This is a genomic window from Microcystis wesenbergii FACHB-1317, from assembly GCF_014696875.1.
Taxonomy (GTDB): domain Bacteria; phylum Cyanobacteriota; class Cyanobacteriia; order Cyanobacteriales; family Microcystaceae; genus Microcystis; species Microcystis wesenbergii_A.
Genome location: NZ_JACJQV010000097.1, coordinates 26,849 through 46,052, shown reverse-complemented (window position 1 = coordinate 46,052; position 19,204 = coordinate 26,849). Strand labels below are relative to the sequence as shown.

Below are 19,204 nucleotides of genomic sequence, written 5' to 3'. Positions count from 1 at the left end.
CCTCCTTTTAAGGAGACTTATCACAGAAGCCTTCTAGGAATCTAGCAAAGATTCTTGTATCTGGCTGCACTTTGTTGCAAAATTTCACTATTATTTCGGGTAAGGTATGGTAAATCCCTTGATAGATTCAATCGGGACTAACTTCTGTGAAAACCGCTATAGATCTCCTGCAAAAATCAAAAATCTGACCTTAGCTGAGGAGAATCCGAGACAGGAGGAGAAAAAAGACAGGAAAATTTAGTACAAAAGCTCTGCTCTCCCTGCTCTGGCGCTCCCTAGCTTACCAGAGGTCGATTATTCACTAAATGGTATCAAAAAATCGGGTCTAAAACCTCGTCTTTACTCGTTTTATTATAACAGGATTTGGTATCACAGCTGCAATCAATGTGCATGGTGCGTTCCCCAAAAATCGATCGCTGGAGCAGTAGGAGCCACATGAGGGAACGTACCCTACAAGATCGGCGATCGTACTGGTGTTTTTCAAAAAAAGCGTGAGATTTGCCATCTGGCAGGGTTGATCGCAGAGCGTCAAGAAAAGCGCGATCGCTCGTTGTTAAGCCTCTGCCTCATTGTCAAGGTTTAAGTAAATTTTGATATAAATTACAGGGCAAGAATGGAGGAGTTGGGGTGGCACAACAGAAACATTGTCCCCATTTACTCGGTTACAGTTTGTCTGCGAGTTGTTAACCATCGATTCAGGGAGCGTGAACTCTCGCTACTGCGCCGACCAGCTAATAGTCCTTCGATACCAATATGCTCATCTAGAGCGAGCCATTCGATAGCACATCCATCCGCTAAGAGTTGCCAATTTTGACGCTCGGCGGGGGAGGCGTGCAGTAAACGAGGGTACCATGTTAGCGGAACGGTGATGCTGCGACCGTCGGCTAGGTCGATTATTAATTTATCGTCGGTTAGGGTCACTTGATGGGCAATTGGCTCGGTTTCAAGGGTCAAAGTAATCATGCCATGGGGTTAGGATTGCGGGTTGATGTTCTGTTATTAGTTTAGCAATCTGGTTTAATTCATGTTCTTTGAATCCTCGGTTTTTCTCTAAGGTAATGGGATCAAGCCAATATTTAGCGAGTTTGCGATTGCGTTTGACATGGATAGGGGCTGGCTCTTGTTGATCTGAACTAAAAAAGATAAAACTGTAAGGCCCAACTTGAAGGAAGGTAGGCATGAGAAAAGCTATTTTAAAGGTATATTTAGCTCTATGCTCTTATTATATGTCAATTTCTCTAATTCACAATTACCCACAAAAAAAGAGACCCTTGCAGATATCCTGTTGTAATACCTTCAATTAAAGCTGAGTTTTTGTCTGCCTGGGTGTGGCGGCGCTTGAAGCCAACTCCCAGAGCGACGACAGCCCCCAGACCAACGAGAGCAGATGGTTCCGGGGTGGTGGCGGGAGGAGCAGCATCGCACTTTAACCCACAGCTTCAATAAATGTGCATGGTGCGTTCCCCAAAAATCGATCGGTGGAGCAGTAGGAGCCACATTAGGGAACGCACCCTACGGCTGCGTTGTTAGACCGCGCCTCACCGAATCTCTTCTAGCACTGGCTCATAAGGCTTCAATCTTGACCTTACCGCCCTCAATGTTATCGACCTGCAACCGATATCTGTAAAGCAGCGCCATTCCTAGTAGAGGCTCTGTTTCTGATTCTGCAATATCAATCTCTTGGTACTGCCCATCCCATATCACAGTCCCAGTGTACAGATCAAAATAAGTTTCACTGCCATCACCCAGCGTGACAAAATCAGAACCACTCCAAGGTAAATTTAATGTAGCGATGATTGTAGAGGGCAAAGATAAAAATCCATTGAACCCGGTATCAATCACCGCGTCAACCGCTTGCAGTTGCCGATTTGAGTTTCCGACTACAATCGTTAGCGTGGCTTCACGCCGCCAATTGACAACACCTTCCATCATGGATTTTTCTTCAAACTCCGTGCCCCGAAATGATAAACAGCGCGATGTCCGATACGAATGATCCAAGGTTGGGCATCGGGGTGACGTTCAAAGAGCCGATTAGTTGCAGGCACAACGTTTTCATCGACTTCAAACTCTCCAGTTTCAATGTCGATCGCTACAATCTTACCTTCATTACCGGCTTCGACTTGCTGCCGAATGCCAGATTCGTAGAGTTTTTGCCCTCGCTCGGCTAACTCATCTTTGGGATAACGCCGTTGACGAACTGCCATCTGGTTGACCTCAACTCAGTATTTTGCCTTAATTATACTTTGATTTATTCTAACGAAGTGCTCCCGCTCTACTACTGATGAGCCGCCTCATCGGAAGCCCCCCAGTGGTGCACTTCAAATTTGAATCGGCGCTTCAATCAATGTGCATGGTGCGTTCCCCAAAAATCGATCGCTGGAGCAGTAGGAGTCACATTAGGGAACGCACCCTACAAGATCGGCGTGCTGCTACGCAGTGCCTTCGGCATCGCACTACAAATCATCAATCGTTACCAACCCACCTTCCGTAAACTGAATCACAAGTTCATGGCTATCTAATAAAGCAGTTCCAACCAGGGGTCGCCGCCCTGTGGCAAATACACGAGTTTCTCGCTCCTCACCATTCCAGATAATAATTGCTTTGTGAAGAGGCAGCATTACTTGGCTGTTGTCTGCTAAATTCGCACGCATATCGTACCTGAAAGGAAGATTCAGTAATGCTACTGCTTCGGGTGGTAAACAAAGCTCATCTGTAAATCCTGTATCTACTACAAACTCAATCGGAAAGTCAGCGCGATTTGGAATCCGAAATGGGATAGTGATGAGCGGGTGTCCATTAGCCACAATACCTGAAATCACTTAACTACACGCGACCTGATACCCCCACCAAAAGCGGCAGCAACGTTGTAGCCAATTTTGATCCCAAAGAGCCGAGCATGGGGGTGTTTCTCGCTCAATAAGTCAGCAGCGTGTAAGCCATTTTCATCAACTTTGTAGTCACCTGTTTCAATGTCAATGATGACCATCTTGCCAATGTTTTCTTCAACTTCCACCTCTTGGCGGATTCTGCTTTCGTACAGTTTCTCCGCACGTTGAGCAACTTCTTCACGGCTTAAAAGGATTGCTTGCATATACTAACTCCCGATTACGGCTTTTCTATTTAATTAATATCCCCAGCGAGTGGGGACTAATGGGACTTAGGCATTTTCGGGCAGCAAAAAAGGCTCAAACCATTACGGGACAAAGGGTTAACCTCGATTTATGATTTTCCTTGATCTATCTGGGTTTCAGCGATTTTGGGCTTCTCGAAGTAAATCCCAAGCAGGGATTGGGGTTGAGGCTTTTCTCGATTTGTTTTTTGTCTAAGTCCCACTAAAACAATTATCTTTATTAATTCTAAAGGGATATGTGTTTCCATGCAATTAAGGTCCCCAGCGAGTGGAACGGTGGATCGAATCTAAACGTCGGTGGGATTCTAAGTGGTTTCCATTCAATTAAGGTCCCCAGCGAGTGGGAACTCCTATGGGTAGTATGATTGAAGATAAAGATAGCTTCAAATGTTTCCATTCAATTAAGGTCCCCAGCGAGTGGGAACAAAGCCATTAATCAACAATTACCCAATAAACAGATGGTTTCCATTCAATTAAAGTCCCCAGCGAGTGGGAACTTTACATTTCTTCAAATAATCAAAAAGGATTACTGATTAGATAGACTTAAAGTACAAACTCGTCGCAACATATTCTGACTAGCAATACTATCAGCGGGAACTAGAAAATATTGAGGCCAATAATCTATAAAAGTAGTGTAGGTTTTCCAGCTAGGATTAGCACTTAATTTACCATGATTACAGGACTTGGTATAAGCATTTCTTGTTCTGCCACCAATACTGTATTCAAAGATAACAACTTTTACCTTTGGGTATGTATCATTCTCGCTATAAAATCCATCTTCATTATTGAGAGTATCGTCAGCTAACATAATTTCAAATTTGACACTACGCTCATTTAATTTTATGATTTCACCGTTATTAGTTTGACCAAAATCTACCCACTTTTCTTGTTTATTTTGAGCTAATACAGGTGTTGTGAATATAGGTAGACAAGAAATTGCGATCGCTGTAGTGTATTTGATTAGTTGCATAATTTTAGAACCTCACAATGAATTAAATATAGTTTCCATTCAATTAAGGTCCCCAGCGAGTGGGAACTCAAATCACCTCAGTCTAAAAATAAGGGGGAATTAGTTGATGTTTCCATTCAATTAAGGTCCCCAGCGCGTGGGACGCACCCTACCAGATCGGCGATCGCACTACTTTTCAAGCTTTTTGTCCTTTACTTAGGTCTCAGACATGAGCTTTATTTTTACATGATCTAATCTTTCTGAAAGATTACCTTTCCTTATCCTTGCTTTATTATCAATTTCGTCTAAGTAGTCATGCAAAATAAATTTCCTAGTGAAGACAGGCAAGAGGCAATAGGCAAGAGGCAAAAGCTTTATCGAAATGTGTAATTAATTTTGCTTAGGTACTTATTTCTCCAGCCCATAATAAATAAACCTCAGCGTCACGGTATACACACCACTGCGATTGATGAGACCCTTTTGCCCTTGGGGCGGATCTGAAGCCAGCAAGTAGAGTCGGCCGCCCCGTATTCGTAGAAGCGCCCCGTCTCCCTGTCAGCAATGGCAGGCAGCCCGTAAAGAGAACGCATCTTATCCAACGGATCCCCCGGGCATAGCTGCATTGGGGTGCACCCTGCTGGATTGTCGCTATACAGCTGGGCGACCACATTTTCACTAAACCAGACTTGCACTTGAGGATAGTAATAGTGGGGACTCAGATACCCTAATTCTTCTACCTTGCGTAACGGTAAGCCAAGTTTATTTGTGACCTCGCTTGGCGAATCCCCGATCGCGATCCCACCTAGCGAAATTTCGCTCTCAAGCACAGTGCCCTCACACGCTAACGTAAGGGGAGTGGCAAGAGATAGGAGTAGGACGAGTGATAGTGCTTTCATGCCGCCTAACCACATATTATAGGTCAACTTTCTGTATAAAACTCTCTGGGGTAACGATATGGGTCAACTTCCGGTATATCGCTCCATTTAGGCGCAATCGCCCGAACTTTTCCCTATATTACGCCCAAAAGCGTGTTAGCCAGATTAGCTTACTGCAAACAATCTCTTTTTAAGGAGACTTATCACAGAAGCTTTCTAGAAATCTAGCAAAGATTCTTATATCTGGCTGCACTTTGTCACAGAATTTCACTATTATTTCGGGTAAGGTATGGTAAATCCCTTGATAGATTCAATCGGGACTAACTTCTGGGAAACCCGCTATAGATCTTCTGCAAAAATCAAAAATCTGACCTTAAGTGAGGAGAATCCGAGACAGGAGGAGAAAAAAGACATAGAAAATTTAGTACAAACGCTCTGTTCTCCCTGCTCTGGCGCTCCCTAGCTTACCAGAGGTCGATTGCGACGACAATTATCGCAATGACCACAGCGAAAATTATCGGCATTTTCCTGAAAACCAAAGGCATTTAAGAGAAAGTGCCAACGACAGCGACGGGTATAGAGGTAGGGAAATATCTCATTTTTGGGTTTAAAAGTCATCTTGGCTGAATTATGGCGATAAATAAGCCGATAATGAAAAGGATCGAGCCATTCTAGGCGATCGAGACTGTGTAAAAGGGAGAGAATGAGCGCACCATCGGGAAATTCGGCACTAATCGCCTCTACTTTGCCCTCTAGGGGAATTTGGGCTAAAATTTGCCAAGCTTGTCGGTATTGGCGTTCCTGTTGGGAGTTAAAAAATTTTTGCTGGTTTTTATCGCTATTATCTAACCATCCCGTCGGTTCACTAATTAAGGTGAGAGCCTGCATTTTACCGCCATCGCGACCACCGCGGCCGATTTCCTGTAGGTATTCCGATAGTAAAGCTGGGGGTTGGTAGTGGACAACCCAACGCACATCGGGTTTATTGATACCCATGCCAAAAGCTGAGGTACAGACAACAAAAGTTAAATCCCCCCGCAGCCAATTTTGTTCTATGTCCCGACGCTGAAAGGGCGATAAACCGGCATGGTAGGCACTGGTGCGATAATGGAGAGATTGCAACCATGTCGCTAAATTTTCACTATGGCGACGGGAACGAGTATAGATCAGGCCGGATTGTCGAGGTTGACTGGTGAGGAAGTTTAATAGTTGATGACGACGACAACCGGGGCTAATACATATTTTGGTGCTTAAGTCAAGGTTTTGACGGTAAGGATTTATTAAGAAAAGCTGCGGTTTTTCTAGTTGTAAGATGCGGGTGAGAGTCCCACGGGTGGCAGGGTTAGCGGTGGCGGTAAAAGCAGCGATCGCTATTTGGCTGCCGGTCGGTTTTGATTGCAGCAGAGCGGGACGGACAGCACCGAGACGACGGTAGGCAGGACGAAAATTATCGCCCCACTGGGTTAAACAATGGGCCTCGTCGAGGATGAGAGCGTTAATTTTAACGTGGGGAAGGGTTAATTTTGACCAGAGGGGCGGACTTAAGAGGGTTTCTGGGGAAAGATAGAGAAGTCGCAGGGTTTGATCTGCGATCGCGGTTAAGGTTTTCTTTCTCTGTTGTCGGGGGATTTCATTATGAATCAGGGCAACGGGTAATTTTTTGGCTAATAATTCCTCCACCTGATTTTCCATCAGGGCAACTAAGGGGGAAATCACTAGGGTTAAGCCGGTTTTTAATAAAGCGGGCAATTGAAAACAGATAGATTTACCGAATCCCGTGGGCATGACAATCAGGGCATCTTTTGCCGCTAAAATTGTCTCGATAATCTCCTGTTGGGGAAAGCGAAAGCTATCATAGCCCCAAATTTTCTGAAAAATAGTCTGGATGCTTTCGGTATCGTGGGAAGACATGGGTTAACTGCTGGGGTGTGGGGTGTGGGGTGTGGGGGAGTTGAGCGGTTTTGACTATCCCGGAAGGGTAACAATTCAAACTTTAATTTTTTTTGCACTTTTTTAATAATCTGTTACACTTATAGCGATCAATCCTTGTCTGGGGAATTACTGATGACTGAACCTGTTAGTGCCACCGACCCCGCAGTAGAAACCGCCACCGAAGCGCAACCCAGTTACGTTAAGCTGGCGATGCGGAATATGGTCAAGAAAAAAGGCGTCTCGTTAAAACACTTTTTTTTGACTACAGCAGCCCTATTAGGCTTTTTTGTCGGTATTTCCTATCTGACGCGTCCCTAGGATGAAATCTGGTGAGTGAGACTTTGCCCCTAGGGGTGGATTTATGCCTACAGGATAATTATTTTGATCCCGGAAATAGTCCTGTGGATGGGGAAACTTGGCACTATTGGTTGGAGACATGGTTAGGCTATCTATCGGATTATCTCCCCGTTGCCGCCGGTTATGAACTAAGTTTGCGTTTAACAGACGATCGAGAAATTCAGACCTATAATTGCCAATATCGCCACAAAGATCAACCGACGGATGTTCTCGCTTTTGCCACTCTCGAAGTGGATTTCCCAGTCGATGAGCGCATTTTAGAGACAGAACCTTTATATTTGGGGGATATTATCATCTCTGTGGAGACAGCACAACAACAGGCTTTAACACAAAATCATTCTTTGGTGCGAGAATTGGCCTGGTTAACTGCCCACGCTTGTTTACATCTTTTGGGTTGGGATCATCCCGATGAAACAAGTCTGTTAGAAATGCTATCTTTACAGGAAACTTTGTTAAAAACCGTCGAAATGCCGATACATAGTTAGTTATTTTTGTCAAGCATTATTGAGGAATATGAAGACAAACTATCATAAAGCCAACCAATCTACCAGCCTATCTAATCCCTATCTCAACAATAATTTTATCCCTCGATCGGGACAGGTGAGTGAGGGCAACAATTCGACTCAAAGAGAATACGCTTGGCAAGTCGCCTCGAATCTGTTAGTCAGTTTTCGCTACGCTTGGGCAGGAGTCCGTTATGCTTTTGTCAGTCAAAGAAATTTTCGCATTCACACCCTGATTACCCTAGTAGCGATTAGTTGGGGCTTATTTTTGCGGGTTGATGCCATGGAAATGGCGATTGTCACCCTTACCTGCGCTTTGGTGATGGTCTTAGAATTAATCAACACCGCCCTAGAATCAGTGGTAGATCTGACGGTGGGGCAATCCTACCATGATTTAGCCAAAATAGCGAAAGATTGTGCCGCTGGTGCCGTTTTAATCGCCTCGATCGCCGCTTTACTCGTAGCGGCTTTTATTTTTATTCCCCATTTATTAGTTTAAGTGGGAAGCTTTTTTCAGTGTTGCCAAAGGCACGGCGTAGCCGTCCAGTAAACAGTAAACAGTGAACAGTGAACTGAAAACTCAAATCTGATCACTGATAAGCTGTACTGATTTTAAAATGCGTAGGGGAAAATTAAGTACAAATGCTCTGACTTCCTCTCCCTGCTGCCAACTCCGGCACTGCGGTGCAGTCTTAACCAGTAATATTAGATAGGGTTTGCGGCAAAAAGTACGGGCGAAGCATTCGGATAGAAAATCTCCGGTTTCAGCGATAGGTTATTGCCCGAATGCTTCGCCCCTACAGGACACGGGCCGATGAAGATGCAAGGTTTTGAACCACGATTCTCTCAAAATTTTGCACCTGTTTCGCAAGAAAAGCCCCAAAACCCTTACCTTGCCTACATTTCACATTTATTCAGCAAACTCTAGATAGTCAACAGCTTAACTGATCACTGATAACTGATAACTGATCACTGATCACTGATTCGGTATAAGGGGACTCGACAGCTTTTAGCCGATAAATTTAACTTTTCTTAACCTAAGCCTAAACTGGCGAGGGGAGAGGGTTTCGCTATATATAAAAAATTGTAATCGTCGATACAGCAAAAAATCTCTTTTGTTTCCATATAGGTTAGAATATAGTTAGTGATAAGACTTCTTTTGTAGATCTTGCAGGAAATCTCCCATGAGTGCCATAACTTTCTCCACCGCTCCCACCGCTTATTCTATCAGGATGATTAAGGACGAAGTCCGTCAGATGGTAGAACGGGGGGTAGTGAGCAGACACCAACCGATCTACACCCTCTGTCAGTTCATTCCCCCCCGGGAGTGGGTTTGTGTTGAATGTGAACTAGAACGATGTGACTACCTTCTTAGAGATCAAATTGGTGACTTAATCGCCTCGGAATCTTGGGATAATGATTAAATTCTCCCGTTTGCCGATCCGGGGAAAAATCGGACTGATCAGAAATTTAGCAGCCTTGTCCACTTTCTTAAACTATTATAATTCAGCCCCGGTTAATTCTGGGGCTGAAACCATGGGGACAGGAGGGGGATAATTGTTGAGAAAAAAGAAGTTTTTGTAAGATTTAGCCAAGTTAGTTTAAAAGTTACCCATTGCCAAGGGACGCTATCTCTAACATCCCCGAATTTTCCCTAACTTAAAATCAGTAGTTGGCGCTGTTGTAAAGAACGCACAGCAGTTAATCCTAAAGCAACTTGAGCGTCGATTTCTCCCACGGTTAAACGACCATCACAAGCTTGTAAAAAAGCAAATTCTCTCTCCGAGAGATTAACCGGCCGATAATCGTAATCTAGAACACTTGCACTAGGCCAACCGTAAAGACAGGGATGAACTTCGGCCACTGCATTCTCTAGGACTTGATCCCGAGACCAATCGGCAGTCAAAATCGGTGGTTTAGCAAGGAAAAATTCATAGTGGGTGATTTCGGGGTCTAATAATTCCGTCAAGCGATAACGTTCCCTTTCCCCTAAATTTTGCGCTCTAGCCATCAATTCGGGGGATTTACCCAATAAACGGTCTAATTGCCAGTAGGAAGGGTTAGAAAAGCCAATAAAGGCTAATCCTGACGCATCAATCAGTTGAAAGAGGGTATCGATATTGTAGTCCACTTCCCGGGGGTGAACGTACATATCAGCGAAGGATTCATCGCGATGATTTTCCATTGACCAACGCTCTTTTTCCCGTTTCAAAATGCGATTATTTTCTGGTAGAGAGGCAAAAATCTCTCGGCCGACAGCGACCCCATCTTTATAATCCCCGCGTCGGTCTCCCTGCAAAAGTGCGATCGCAGATTGCATTAACTGGATTTCCCAGCGTCCCAATTGTGCATAGACGAAAATGTGCAGCAGACCACCGGGGGCCAGTTTTTGCGCGAGGGATTGAATACCTTTAATCGGGTCCGGGAGATGGTGCAGCACCCCGACGCAGTTAATTAAGTCAAATTCTCCGGGGAGATTAGTGGCCGATTCAAGGGGTAAATGGTGAAAATCGAGAGAACCTCGGTGCTTTGCTGCGACTCCCGAACGATTACAGCGTTCTTTGGCAATTTCTAGAGCTTTTTCACTGATATCTATCGCAACTACATGAGCGAAAGGGTTGAGCGCGAGCAGATATTCGGTTCCCGCACCAGTACCACAACCCGCATCGAGAATCCGGATATCCTCTCGTTCGGGTTTACGGTGAGAACAAAAGTTATAGGCAGCAATCCAATTCCAGCGCCAATTGTAACCCGGAGGAGGTTCATCTAGGAGCGGTTCGGGGGGGAAAGGATAGGTATTGTAGAGACGTTGTACAGCAGTGCGAATAGTAGCGTCGTCGGACATGAAAATTGGCGGAGTTTAGGATAACACTCGATCGATTGTCTCACAGAGGGCAGCGATCGGGAAAGTCAGCCGGGGTTTTTTTGAGTTAGTCGAGGGTAAATGATAAATAATCATTATGAATACCCGGTTCTGTGCCAAAACTAGATATTATTTTTTCTATTCCTTGTCCTACTGTCTCTTAACCCTATCTAAGTTTTACTGGCAGTTATTCGAGAGTCATTCTCTAACAATTATCTCAAATATAAGCAAATCTTGCCGATACAAAAAACCATGAAAATTAAGTCTATAAAGCTTATTAATTATCGAGGTGCAGTCAGTTTAAACATCGACTTTCATCGGCAATTAAACGTATTTATAGGAGTTAATGGGGCGGGAAAATCTACCATTTTAGACAGTTTGGCTATTATGCTTTCATGGTTAGTTAATCGCCTAAAAAATAATAATGCCAGTGGACAACAGATTAGCAAAACCGAGATTAATAATGGTCAGGGTACGGCTATAATTGAAATCACTGGGGTGACGGAAGATAGTCAAGAGATTACTTGGAAAATAGTAAAAACTAGGACTGGATATATCCACGCTGGAGAACGGAGTAATTTTAGCCAATTAAATGAATACACTCAACAAATACAACGACAAATTACTGAACATCAAGGACAAATTAACTTACCTTTATTTGTTTATTATTCTGTTAATCGAGCAGTGCTGGATATACCAATGAACTTAAAAATTAAAACAAAACATCAATTTGATTCTCTAAGTGCCTACGAAAATGCTTTAACCAGTGGGTCAGATTTTCGCACTTTTTTTGAATGGTTTCGCGAACGTGAAGATTTAGAAAATGAAAATAGAAAATATCAGTATGATCTAATTAAACCGGAAGGTTTTTGTTTTCCCGATCCCCAATTGGAAGCGGTTCGGGAAACGATCGAACGTTTTCTACCCGATTTTACTAATCTTAGTGTCCGTCGTAATCCCTTGAGAATGGAAGTAACAAAAAAGAATAAAATAGTTACTGTTAATCAACTTTCTGATGGAGAAAAATGTCTGATTGCTATGCTTGGAGATTTAGCTCGAAGAATGGCGATTGCTAATCCTCAAAATCCTTATCCCTTAACGGGTACTGGCGTTATTATCATTGACGAAATTGATTTACATTTACATCCTCAATGGCAAAGATTTGTAGTACCTAAATTACTAGAAGTTTTTCCTAACTGTCAATTTTTTATTTCCACCCATTCTCCTAATATTATCACTCATGTTCAACCAGAAAGTTTACACTTCATGGAACAAACAGAAATGGGAATAAAAGTTCATCCCGTGCAGGAGTCCTACGGCAAAAATGTTGATCGAATTTTAGAAGATTTGATGGGATTAGAGACAACTCGTCCCAAGGAAATCGCTGAAGCTTTGAAAGATATATATGAACAAATTTCTCAAAATCAATTAGAGGCAGCTAAAAAGAAAATCAATGATCTCAGAGCTAAAATTCAAAATGATCCAGAATTAATTAAAGCTGAAGTTATTATTCGACGCAAGGAAATTATCGGAAAATGAAGTATATTAGGAAAAGACAAGAACCACCGGAGTTTAAGAATTGGAAAGAGCAAGCTAACTCAGATTGGCAGCCCGACTTTAGAAATTTAGCGGGAAAACCAAAAGAAATACTAATTAAAGCTTTGATGACAGAACAGGGGGAAATATGTTGTTATTGTGAAAATCGATTGATTGATGGTGAATACCATATAGAACATTTTAAACCTCAAAGTGATCCCACTGTTGATCCCTTAGATTATGCCAATTTGCTATGTTCCTGTCAGGCAAATCTTAGGACTGGTGAACCTCGGCGCTGTGGTAATCTAAAAAATAGCTGGTTTGATGAAAATCTCTTAATCTCTCCACTTAATCCCGATTGTGAGTCTCACTTTGCTTTTAACTATGATGGCACAATTAAACCTGCACAAGAAGATGATCAAAAAGCAATTAATACTATCGAAAAGTTGGGATTAAACCTCAATAAAATCAAAGCACTTCGTAAGGCAGCCATTGATCCTTTTTGTGATGAGGAGATAGATAATGCTCAATTAACAGTTTTTGTCAATGAATATTTATGCTTAGATGATCAACAAAGATACGGTGTTTTATTTAACAGGCCTTTTAGTTTACAAAAATAGAAGAATTATTATAAAAGTTTAAATAAACAAGAAAAAATATAAAGTCTTATGAAGATTATTCAAGAATTATCTCAAAAGTCAACAATTGATGAGATTCTGGCCAGATAATGGGGATGGAGGGGTGAATTAACCTGATCCGAAAAAGAGATTATTGTCGAGAGTCGGAGAGAAAAGCAATGAATATCAAGGATACATTACACAATTTTGTCCAGTACCTAACAGAAGCTTTCGCTCGCATTTTTAGTCCCAACAATGATGAATATCCCGATGTGGGGATGCAGCCTTTTGATTCTGAACCTTACCATGCTCCCAAGGGTAATTCTTAACTAAAAATGACAGATAATTGCTTTGAAATAAAATCAGGTAGGGTTATTATCCCTACCTAATTTTCTGGAAAAATAATTAATCCTCTGCTTGCCAATCGGGACAACTATCACTATCCCAACCGTAGGGATGGAAACCGCAGACGAGAAGATTGCCTCCGTAGATATAACCGTGATAATTACGGCAACCGATACAAGCAGGATGGGTGTTAGGATCGGGGTTAACTTTAGGAGTGAGGGTAAAATCCGAGGGTTCATCTAATTCCGAAAATAGGGATTCATCGAGGTTAAAAAATTCCTCTAATTCCTGGGGTAAAACCTCTTGAATAAACTGTTCCAGATCGATGATAATTTCCTCATTGATTTCTTCGATAGTTTGGGTAACTTCTTGGAAAAAATTTTCAATTCCTAGCGCCACAGTTTCGATCACTTCCCAAAAATCCTTCTGCCAATCGTCCATGTTTATACTTGCATCCCTTGTCTGGTAATAATTAATTATTTGTCGCTAAAATCTAGGTTTTAATCCTGTTGCAGTTTCCGTAATTCCTCCTGAAGACGTTCCACCTTTTGCCGCAATTCATCTACTTTGGGATCGGCTGCTTTGGTGTCCTCCTCATCTTCAATAATTTCTATCCGTCGGGGTTCATGGGGAATATTAGATTCGTTAGCTGCCACCGCTTGCTGTTGTGCCTGTTTCACCAACTCATCAACGTATTTCCTCGCTTCTTCCGCATTTATTTCGCCGCGAGCAATCATCTCATCGGCTAATTTTTGGGCTTGATTTCTTAATTCTTGTAAATTTACTTCAGCTTTTTCGGCGGCATAAGCGGCAATGCCTACACCCAAATAAACTGCTTTTTTGACTAAATCACCTAAGTTGACCATAGCAAAAATCCTGAATTGATCGCTCTTACTTCCTAGAATAAACGATCCTTCTCCCAAATGGAGATGGGTTTTGGGAGTCAGTGAACAGTGAACAGTAATCAGTAATCAGTGAACGCTTGCGCCGCTAATGTAACACTGTGAACATTTTTCAGCCAATATCCAAGAGAGCCATCGGTGAACTGAAAACTCACATCTGATAACTGATAACTGATAACTGGTAACTGATAACTGATCAGGTAAAGTTTTGTAAAGAGATGGGGTGGTGGCGACAGCAAAAGTGATCGGTATAAAGATTAAATTTTAGTCAAATTGCTGGTTTTTCGCCCTCAAAATGATGATAAAGCCTCATTAGGTCATTTTTGACCTAAATAGGTTGATTAAGCTCAAAATAACTAAATCTTGCGGATAGCTGCTGGCAGCCCGCAGCCGGCTGAATCGATTTGTGTTCATACTCAGCAAAGATTTAAACTAAAGACCAGATTCCCGATTTAATCACAAAAAACTATGTTTCCTATTCATCGCCCCCGTCGTCTGCGTCAAACCCCTCAAATGCGCCGTCTGGTGAGTGAAACCGTCTTGACAGCCAATGACTTTATCTATCCTCTTTTCGCCACGGCGGGGGAAGGTATTGCCTTAGAAGTCAAATCGATGCCGGGGGTGTACCAATTATCAATCGATAAAATTGTTGACGAAGCCAAGGAAGTGCGGGATTTAGGAATCCCAGCGATTATTTTATTCGGGCTGCCGGAAAGTAAAGACACAGAGGCGACGGGAGCATGGCACGATCATGGTATTGTGCAGAAAGCGGCCACAGCAATTAAAGAGGCAGTTCCCGATCTACTCATTGTCGCCGATACTTGTTTGTGTGAATATACCAACCACGGTCATTGTGGTTATCTACAAACGGGAGATTTAACCGGCAGGGTGTTAAACGATCCTACTCTGGGATTATTGCAAAAAACCGCCGTTTCTCAGGTAAAAGCGGGAGTGGATATCATTGCACCGTCGGGAATGATGGATGGTTTTGTGCAGGCAATTCGTCAAGGATTGGATGAGGCGGGTTATAGTGATACACCGATTCTTTCCTATACGGCTAAATATGCTTCTGCCTATTATGGTCCGTTTCGGGATGCGGCTGATTCTACCCCCCAATTCGGCGATCGCAGAACCTACCAAATGGATCCGGGTAATGCCAGGGAAGCCTTAAAAGAGGTGGAATTAGACGTATTAGAGGGAGCAGATATGTTAATGGTAAAACCTGCTCTATCTTACCTGGATATTATCTGGAGAATCAAGGAAATGACTAATTTACCCGTGGCTGCCTACAATGTGTCGGGGGAATATTCAATGATTAAAGCGGCGGCGTTAAATGGCTGGATTGACGAAAAACGAGTGACTTTAGAGACTTTAACCAGCTTTAAACGGGCGGGTGCCGATATTATCTTAACCTACCACGCTAAGGATGCCGTGCGCTGGTTAGCAGAGGGTTAAACTTGATGATTTAACCCACCATGCCGATTATTAAGTAGGTAGGCACAATTCATTCAAGCAACTACATAGCGCACTGCTGCAACAATTTGTAACCGATCGTGGAATCTATGATGCCTTTTATTTTTGGATGTTCAAGTGCCGACGGTTCCACAGTTTTAGTCCTTCAAACCAGAAAATACTGACAACTCCAGAAACTAAGCTGACCAGCAAATCATCAGTATGTAGAAATGAAAAGCTGAACAGGTGTCGTAGCAGGGGAACATAGAGAACTAATCCCAAAAACAGGAGTCCACCGCCGATCACCCACCACAAAGCCTGATTAGGAGCTTGGAGCATTTCTGGAATCGTTCGGGACCAGGAACGATTGGTTAAGATCATAGCGAGGTTGGAGATAATCAATGTCGTAAATGCTAAGGCACGAGCATCAAATTCACTATTGCCGTTGTTATAGGCGATCGCGAATACAATAAGCAGTACCACTAAAACGCTGATCCCTTGAAGCAAGGCCAATCGCAACGTCCGACGACTGAACAAGGGTTCTTTGGGATTACGGGGGGGGCGACGCATAATATCGCTTTCTGCCGGTTCAGCTTCAAACACAACCGTGCAGGCTGGATCGATAATCAAGTGCAGAAAGGCAATGTGGATGGGGAGTAGCACCAAGGGCCAGCCAAACATGACTGGAATCAACGACATACCCGCGATCGGAACGTGAACGGCCAAGGTATAGGCCATCCCCTTTTTCAGGTTGTCAAAGATACGTCTTCCTAGTTTGACCGATTCGACGATGGATGAAAAATCATCTTTCAACAGGACCAAATCGGCAGACTCGCGCGCTACATCGGTCCCCCGTTCACCCATGGCAATGCCGATATGAGCAGACTTAAGAGCCGGGGCATCGTTGACACCATCACCGGTCATGGCCACAATTTCCCCGGAGCGTTTCAGTGCATTGACAATCAATAGTTTTTGTTCGGGGACGACACGGGCAAAGATGTTGGTGCTTTGAATGCGATCGCGCAGTTCCGACTCACCCATTTGCTCCAGTTCCCTACCGGTGATCACCTTGTCTAAAGGCCTGAGTCCAATCTGACGGGCAATATTCTGGGCTGTTACGGGATAATCACCCGTAATCATGACAACGCGAATTCCCGCACCATAGCATTCAGCGATCGCAGGTGCCACAGTAGGACGCACGGGGTCTTCCAGGCCGATGAGTCCGACAAATTCAAACTCAAAGTCGTGTTGTTGAACAGGTAAGCGATCGTCAGATTCTAAGTAGGCTGGAGGCCCGGATGACTCAAGAGCGTGGGTTTTGGGTAATGTTCCTATTTTGCGTCCTTGGGCAACTCCCAGAACTCGCAAACCTTCTCTGGCCATTGCCTGGATCTGTTCGACCAGATCCTGTTGTTGAATCGGGCTGAAATGGCAGAGATCGGCGATCGCTTCTGGGGCTCCTTTTGCCGCAACGGTAAGCTCCCCCGTCAGGGATTCCCAGACACAGGACATGGCCAAGAGATCGGTGGACAGGGGATATTCGTGCAGTAGTTGCCAATCGCTATGCAGGTGTTCAGTCTTGGCTAGGTAATCCCAACCAATTTGCTGCAACGCTTTCTCCATCGGGTCAAAGGGATCTTTGCGACTCGCTAGAATGCCAAACTCGATCAGGGGATGAAGGACTTCGGGCAAGGGTTCGCGCTCGTGGAGCGTCACATCGTACAGATAAGCATTGGAGCCGCTGTAAACCAACAATTGTTTGACGGCCATTTGGTTCAATGTCAGGGTTCCAGTCTTATCGACACAAAGAACGGTGACAGAACCCAGGGTTTCAACCACTGGAATGCGACGAGTTAGTACCTGTTTTTGCGAGAATCGCCACGCTCCCAGAGCCAGAAAGATGGCCAGCACCACCGGAATTTCATTGGGCAAAATTGCCATTGCCAGCGCTAATCCTGCCAAAAAGCCCTGTAACCAATCGGCCCGGGTTAATCCATAAATCACGACCACCGCCGCACAAATGGCAAGGGCGATCATCGTCAATTTACCGACAATGCGACGGGTTTCTTTTTGTAAGACCGTGTCTTCCGGTTCAACCGTTTGCAGAGCCTTGCCAATTTTTCCCATTTCAGTGCCTATACCCGTTGCTTGCACCTGGGCAATGCCCTGCCCTTGTACCGCCAGAGTACCAGAATAGACGGTGGGTAAGTCGTCTCCACCCGGTCTCAAGGTGGCTGAAAGGTGCTTCGGGTCTTCTTCCCTGTGGATGGTGCGTTTCCTGACCGGAACAGACTCTCCGGTTAACAGCGATTCATCAATCGTCAAGTGAGTGGACCACAGCAAAATCGCATCCGCAGGAACGCGATCGCCCTCCTCCACCACGATCAAATCGCCCTGTACCACTTCTCGGCCGGCAATTCGCTGTCGCTCCCCATCTCGAATCACCAAGGCCCGCGGACTGGATAAGTCCCGCAGTGCTTCTAGAGAACGTTCCGTTTTTTGCTCCTGGTAAAGATTGATGCCAATAATAAAAAAGACAAACCCCAACAAAATCAGAGCTTCTTGTGCATCACCCAAAAAGAGGTAGATGACACCACAGGCAATCAGGAGCAAGAAAATCGGCTCTTGGATAATGTCTAGGGCGATGGTTAAAAAAGTACGATGCTGGGTTGAGGGGAGTTCGTTGTAGCCGTGCTGTTTCAAGCGCTCACTAGCTTCTTGACTAGACAACCCGTTAAACTGCCTATTTTGTATATGTGCAACCATAACAATTACCTAGGTTTTTCACACAGGCTATTCTCGCACATAGAGAGCGGGTAATTGGATCGGGCTTACTTCTGTCTGAGATTAGATCAAATCTTGGAGAAGGTTGTCAGGAAAGCAACGGCGATCGCACCTGCCCAAAGAATAATTAGGGTTGGCTGAAAAAGTTTTTCGTGGGGATAGGGTGTGGCCCCCCGACCCCCCCGACATCGGGGGGGTCGGGGGGCAGGGGGGGTGTGGGGTTTTACCCATTTTCATCTGGTAAATTAGCTAATTTTCAGGGAAAAAGTCCCGGAATTTTCCCCCCGATCCCTCCAAGGGTTGGCACTTTTTGAGGGAAAAAAAGTCTAAAAGTCTTACCCAACAAGGTTTTTAGATTTATTCAGCAACCCCTATTTAACTGTTCGTCGATTTGGTCAAATTTTTGGTTAACATCTTTTTGGAGATTGTCAATTTTCCCCTCAATCCTCGTCAAAACAGCTTCTAGGTAATAGATAAAGGTTTCGTTAGACATGGTATCAACTTCCATTAAATCATATTTTCTCGGTCCGCTATCGGGGACTATTTTAAGACTAAACCAGTTCGAGGTTGTCTGAGAAGATCGTTTTTCTGGGATGACAAAACTTGAAACTGTGACTAATAGCCACGGTTTAATTCTAGGGATTACCTGAAAAAAATACTTTCCAACCAGCTGTAGCGATCGCACTTGCCAAAAGAATAATTAATGTCCAAACCTGATTTTTTTGGGTTCCTTCCACTGATTTTAGGCGATTATCGATGCCCTCAACCTTTTCGGTTAACTTGGCCTGTCCTACCTCTAGCTTATTTAACCTTTCGTCGATTTTGTCAAATTTTTGGTTAAAATCTTTTTGGAGACTTTCAAATTTTTGGTCAACATCTTTTTGGAGATTGTCAATTTTCCCCTCAATCCTAGTCAAAACAGCTTCTAGGGAATAGGTAACGGTTTCGTTAGACATGGT

At 43.9% G+C, this 19,204-nt stretch carries 23 protein-coding genes and 1 pseudogene; 9 read left to right on the top strand and 15 right to left on the bottom strand.

Annotated features, from left to right (window positions below; translation table 11 throughout):
* Window positions 1-654 precede the first annotated feature (654 nt).
* The 9 genes from H6F92_RS06505 to H6F92_RS06465 form a co-directional block, all read right to left on the bottom strand.
* Window positions 655-963, bottom strand: a complete 309-nt coding sequence (locus H6F92_RS06505) for a DUF2442 domain-containing protein (RefSeq protein WP_190357210.1) — start codon at window positions 961-963, stop codon at window positions 655-657.
* Window positions 944-1,180 carry a DUF4160 domain-containing protein gene (locus H6F92_RS06500; RefSeq protein ID WP_190357209.1) on the bottom strand — a complete coding sequence of 79 codons (237 nt, stop codon included), beginning with the start codon at window positions 1,178-1,180 and terminating at the stop codon, window positions 944-946. Before H6F92_RS06500 ends, H6F92_RS06505 begins: the two co-directional genes overlap by 20 nt.
* 58 nt (window positions 1,181-1,238) lie before the next feature.
* Window positions 1,239-1,373, bottom strand: coding sequence for a hypothetical protein (locus H6F92_RS25780; protein WP_242030031.1), 135 nt, complete (start codon window positions 1,371-1,373; stop codon window positions 1,239-1,241).
* Between the two features lie 190 nt (window positions 1,374-1,563).
* Window positions 1,564-1,932, bottom strand: coding sequence for a clan AA aspartic protease (locus H6F92_RS06490; RefSeq protein WP_190357208.1), 369 nt, complete (start codon window positions 1,930-1,932; stop codon window positions 1,564-1,566).
* Window positions 1,929-2,204 carry a hypothetical protein gene (locus tag H6F92_RS06485; protein WP_002752924.1) on the bottom strand — a complete coding sequence of 92 codons (276 nt, stop codon included), beginning with the start codon at window positions 2,202-2,204 and terminating at the stop codon, window positions 1,929-1,931. Before H6F92_RS06485 ends, H6F92_RS06490 begins: the two co-directional genes overlap by 4 nt.
* A gap of 249 nt (window positions 2,205-2,453) precedes the next feature.
* The gene (locus tag H6F92_RS06480) at window positions 2,454-2,804 is read right to left on the bottom strand and encodes a clan AA aspartic protease (protein ID WP_223210736.1); all 351 of its coding nucleotides are present in this window, start codon (window positions 2,802-2,804) and stop codon (window positions 2,454-2,456) included.
* An 11-nt stretch (window positions 2,805-2,815) separates the two neighbouring features.
* The gene (locus H6F92_RS06475; RefSeq protein ID WP_045362926.1) at window positions 2,816-3,091 is read right to left on the bottom strand and encodes a hypothetical protein; all 276 of its coding nucleotides are present in this window, start codon (window positions 3,089-3,091) and stop codon (window positions 2,816-2,818) included.
* Between the two features lie 565 nt (window positions 3,092-3,656).
* Entirely contained in the window at window positions 3,657-3,938 is a 282-nt protein-coding gene (locus H6F92_RS25425; RefSeq protein ID WP_199308146.1) for a hypothetical protein, read from the bottom strand.
* A gap of 1,475 nt (window positions 3,939-5,413) precedes the next feature.
* Window positions 5,414-6,865: a RecQ family ATP-dependent DNA helicase gene (locus H6F92_RS06465; protein WP_190357207.1), complete on the bottom strand. Its 1,452-nt coding sequence runs from the start codon at window positions 6,863-6,865 to the stop codon at window positions 5,414-5,416.
* A gap of 153 nt (window positions 6,866-7,018) precedes the next feature.
* Between H6F92_RS06465 and H6F92_RS06460 the strand changes: the two genes are divergently transcribed.
* The 5 genes from H6F92_RS06460 (at window position 7,019) to H6F92_RS06440 (ending at window position 9,303) form a co-directional block, all read left to right on the top strand.
* Window positions 7,019-7,204, top strand: a complete 186-nt coding sequence (locus H6F92_RS06460; RefSeq protein ID WP_190357206.1) for a DUF3285 domain-containing protein — start codon at window positions 7,019-7,021, stop codon at window positions 7,202-7,204.
* A gap of 11 nt (window positions 7,205-7,215) precedes the next feature.
* Entirely contained in the window at window positions 7,216-7,728 is a 513-nt protein-coding gene (gene ybeY, locus H6F92_RS06455) for an rRNA maturation RNase YbeY (RefSeq protein WP_190357204.1), read from the top strand.
* Between the two features lie 28 nt (window positions 7,729-7,756).
* A complete protein-coding gene (locus H6F92_RS06450; protein ID WP_190357203.1) occupies window positions 7,757-8,245 on the top strand; it encodes a diacylglycerol kinase in 489 nt (162 codons plus the stop codon).
* Between the two features lie 685 nt (window positions 8,246-8,930).
* On the top strand, window positions 8,931-9,170 hold the full coding sequence (locus tag H6F92_RS06445; protein ID WP_190357202.1) for a DUF4327 family protein: 240 nt from the start codon (window positions 8,931-8,933) through the stop codon (window positions 9,168-9,170).
* Window positions 9,163-9,303 (top strand): hypothetical protein, encoded by a 141-nt coding sequence (locus tag H6F92_RS06440; RefSeq protein WP_190357200.1) that lies wholly within the window; start codon window positions 9,163-9,165, stop codon window positions 9,301-9,303. Before H6F92_RS06445 ends, H6F92_RS06440 begins: the two co-directional genes overlap by 8 nt.
* A 97-nt stretch (window positions 9,304-9,400) precedes the next feature.
* Here the strand turns inward: H6F92_RS06440 and H6F92_RS06435 are convergent, their stop codons facing one another.
* Window positions 9,401-10,591 carry a class I SAM-dependent methyltransferase gene (locus H6F92_RS06435; RefSeq protein ID WP_190357199.1) on the bottom strand — a complete coding sequence of 397 codons (1,191 nt, stop codon included), beginning with the start codon at window positions 10,589-10,591 and terminating at the stop codon, window positions 9,401-9,403.
* Between the two features lie 270 nt (window positions 10,592-10,861).
* Between H6F92_RS06435 and H6F92_RS06430 the strand changes: the two genes are divergently transcribed.
* From H6F92_RS06430 to H6F92_RS06420, 3 genes are all read left to right on the top strand, one after another.
* Window positions 10,862-12,148, top strand: coding sequence for an AAA family ATPase (locus tag H6F92_RS06430; RefSeq protein ID WP_190357197.1), 1,287 nt, complete (start codon window positions 10,862-10,864; stop codon window positions 12,146-12,148).
* A complete protein-coding gene (locus H6F92_RS06425) occupies window positions 12,145-12,765 on the top strand; it encodes a retron system putative HNH endonuclease (protein WP_190357195.1) in 621 nt (206 codons plus the stop codon). The genes H6F92_RS06430 and H6F92_RS06425 overlap by 4 nt, the downstream gene beginning before the upstream one ends.
* A gap of 176 nt (window positions 12,766-12,941) precedes the next feature.
* Window positions 12,942-13,091, top strand: a complete 150-nt coding sequence (locus H6F92_RS06420; RefSeq protein ID WP_002752187.1) for a hypothetical protein — start codon at window positions 12,942-12,944, stop codon at window positions 13,089-13,091.
* A 76-nt stretch (window positions 13,092-13,167) separates the two neighbouring features.
* Here H6F92_RS06420 and H6F92_RS06415 read toward each other — a convergent pair whose 3' ends face one another.
* A complete protein-coding gene (locus H6F92_RS06415; RefSeq protein ID WP_185239760.1) occupies window positions 13,168-13,548 on the bottom strand; it encodes a hypothetical protein in 381 nt (126 codons plus the stop codon).
* A 59-nt stretch (window positions 13,549-13,607) separates the two neighbouring features.
* The gene (locus H6F92_RS06410; protein WP_151697234.1) at window positions 13,608-13,973 is read right to left on the bottom strand and encodes a phasin family protein; all 366 of its coding nucleotides are present in this window, start codon (window positions 13,971-13,973) and stop codon (window positions 13,608-13,610) included.
* 504 nt (window positions 13,974-14,477) lie between these two features.
* Here H6F92_RS06410 and hemB point away from each other — a divergent pair.
* Window positions 14,478-15,464, top strand: a complete 987-nt coding sequence (gene hemB, locus H6F92_RS06405) for a porphobilinogen synthase (RefSeq protein ID WP_147068762.1) — start codon at window positions 14,478-14,480, stop codon at window positions 15,462-15,464.
* 117 nt (window positions 15,465-15,581) lie between these two features.
* Here the strand turns inward: hemB and H6F92_RS06400 are convergent, their stop codons facing one another.
* The 3 genes and pseudogenes from H6F92_RS06400 to H6F92_RS06395 form a co-directional block, all read right to left on the bottom strand.
* Window positions 15,582-18,227, bottom strand: a complete 2,646-nt coding sequence (locus tag H6F92_RS06400) for a cation-translocating P-type ATPase (protein ID WP_190357194.1) — start codon at window positions 18,225-18,227, stop codon at window positions 15,582-15,584.
* 388 nt (window positions 18,228-18,615) lie between these two features.
* Window positions 18,616-18,738: pseudogene (locus tag H6F92_RS25775) on the bottom strand (DUF4164 domain-containing protein); the annotation flags it as partial.
* Window positions 18,739-18,880: 142 nt separating this feature from the next.
* Window positions 18,881-19,201 (bottom strand): DUF4164 family protein, encoded by a 321-nt coding sequence (locus H6F92_RS06395; RefSeq protein WP_190357192.1) that lies wholly within the window; start codon window positions 19,199-19,201, stop codon window positions 18,881-18,883.
* Window positions 19,202-19,204: the final 3 nt, after the last annotated feature.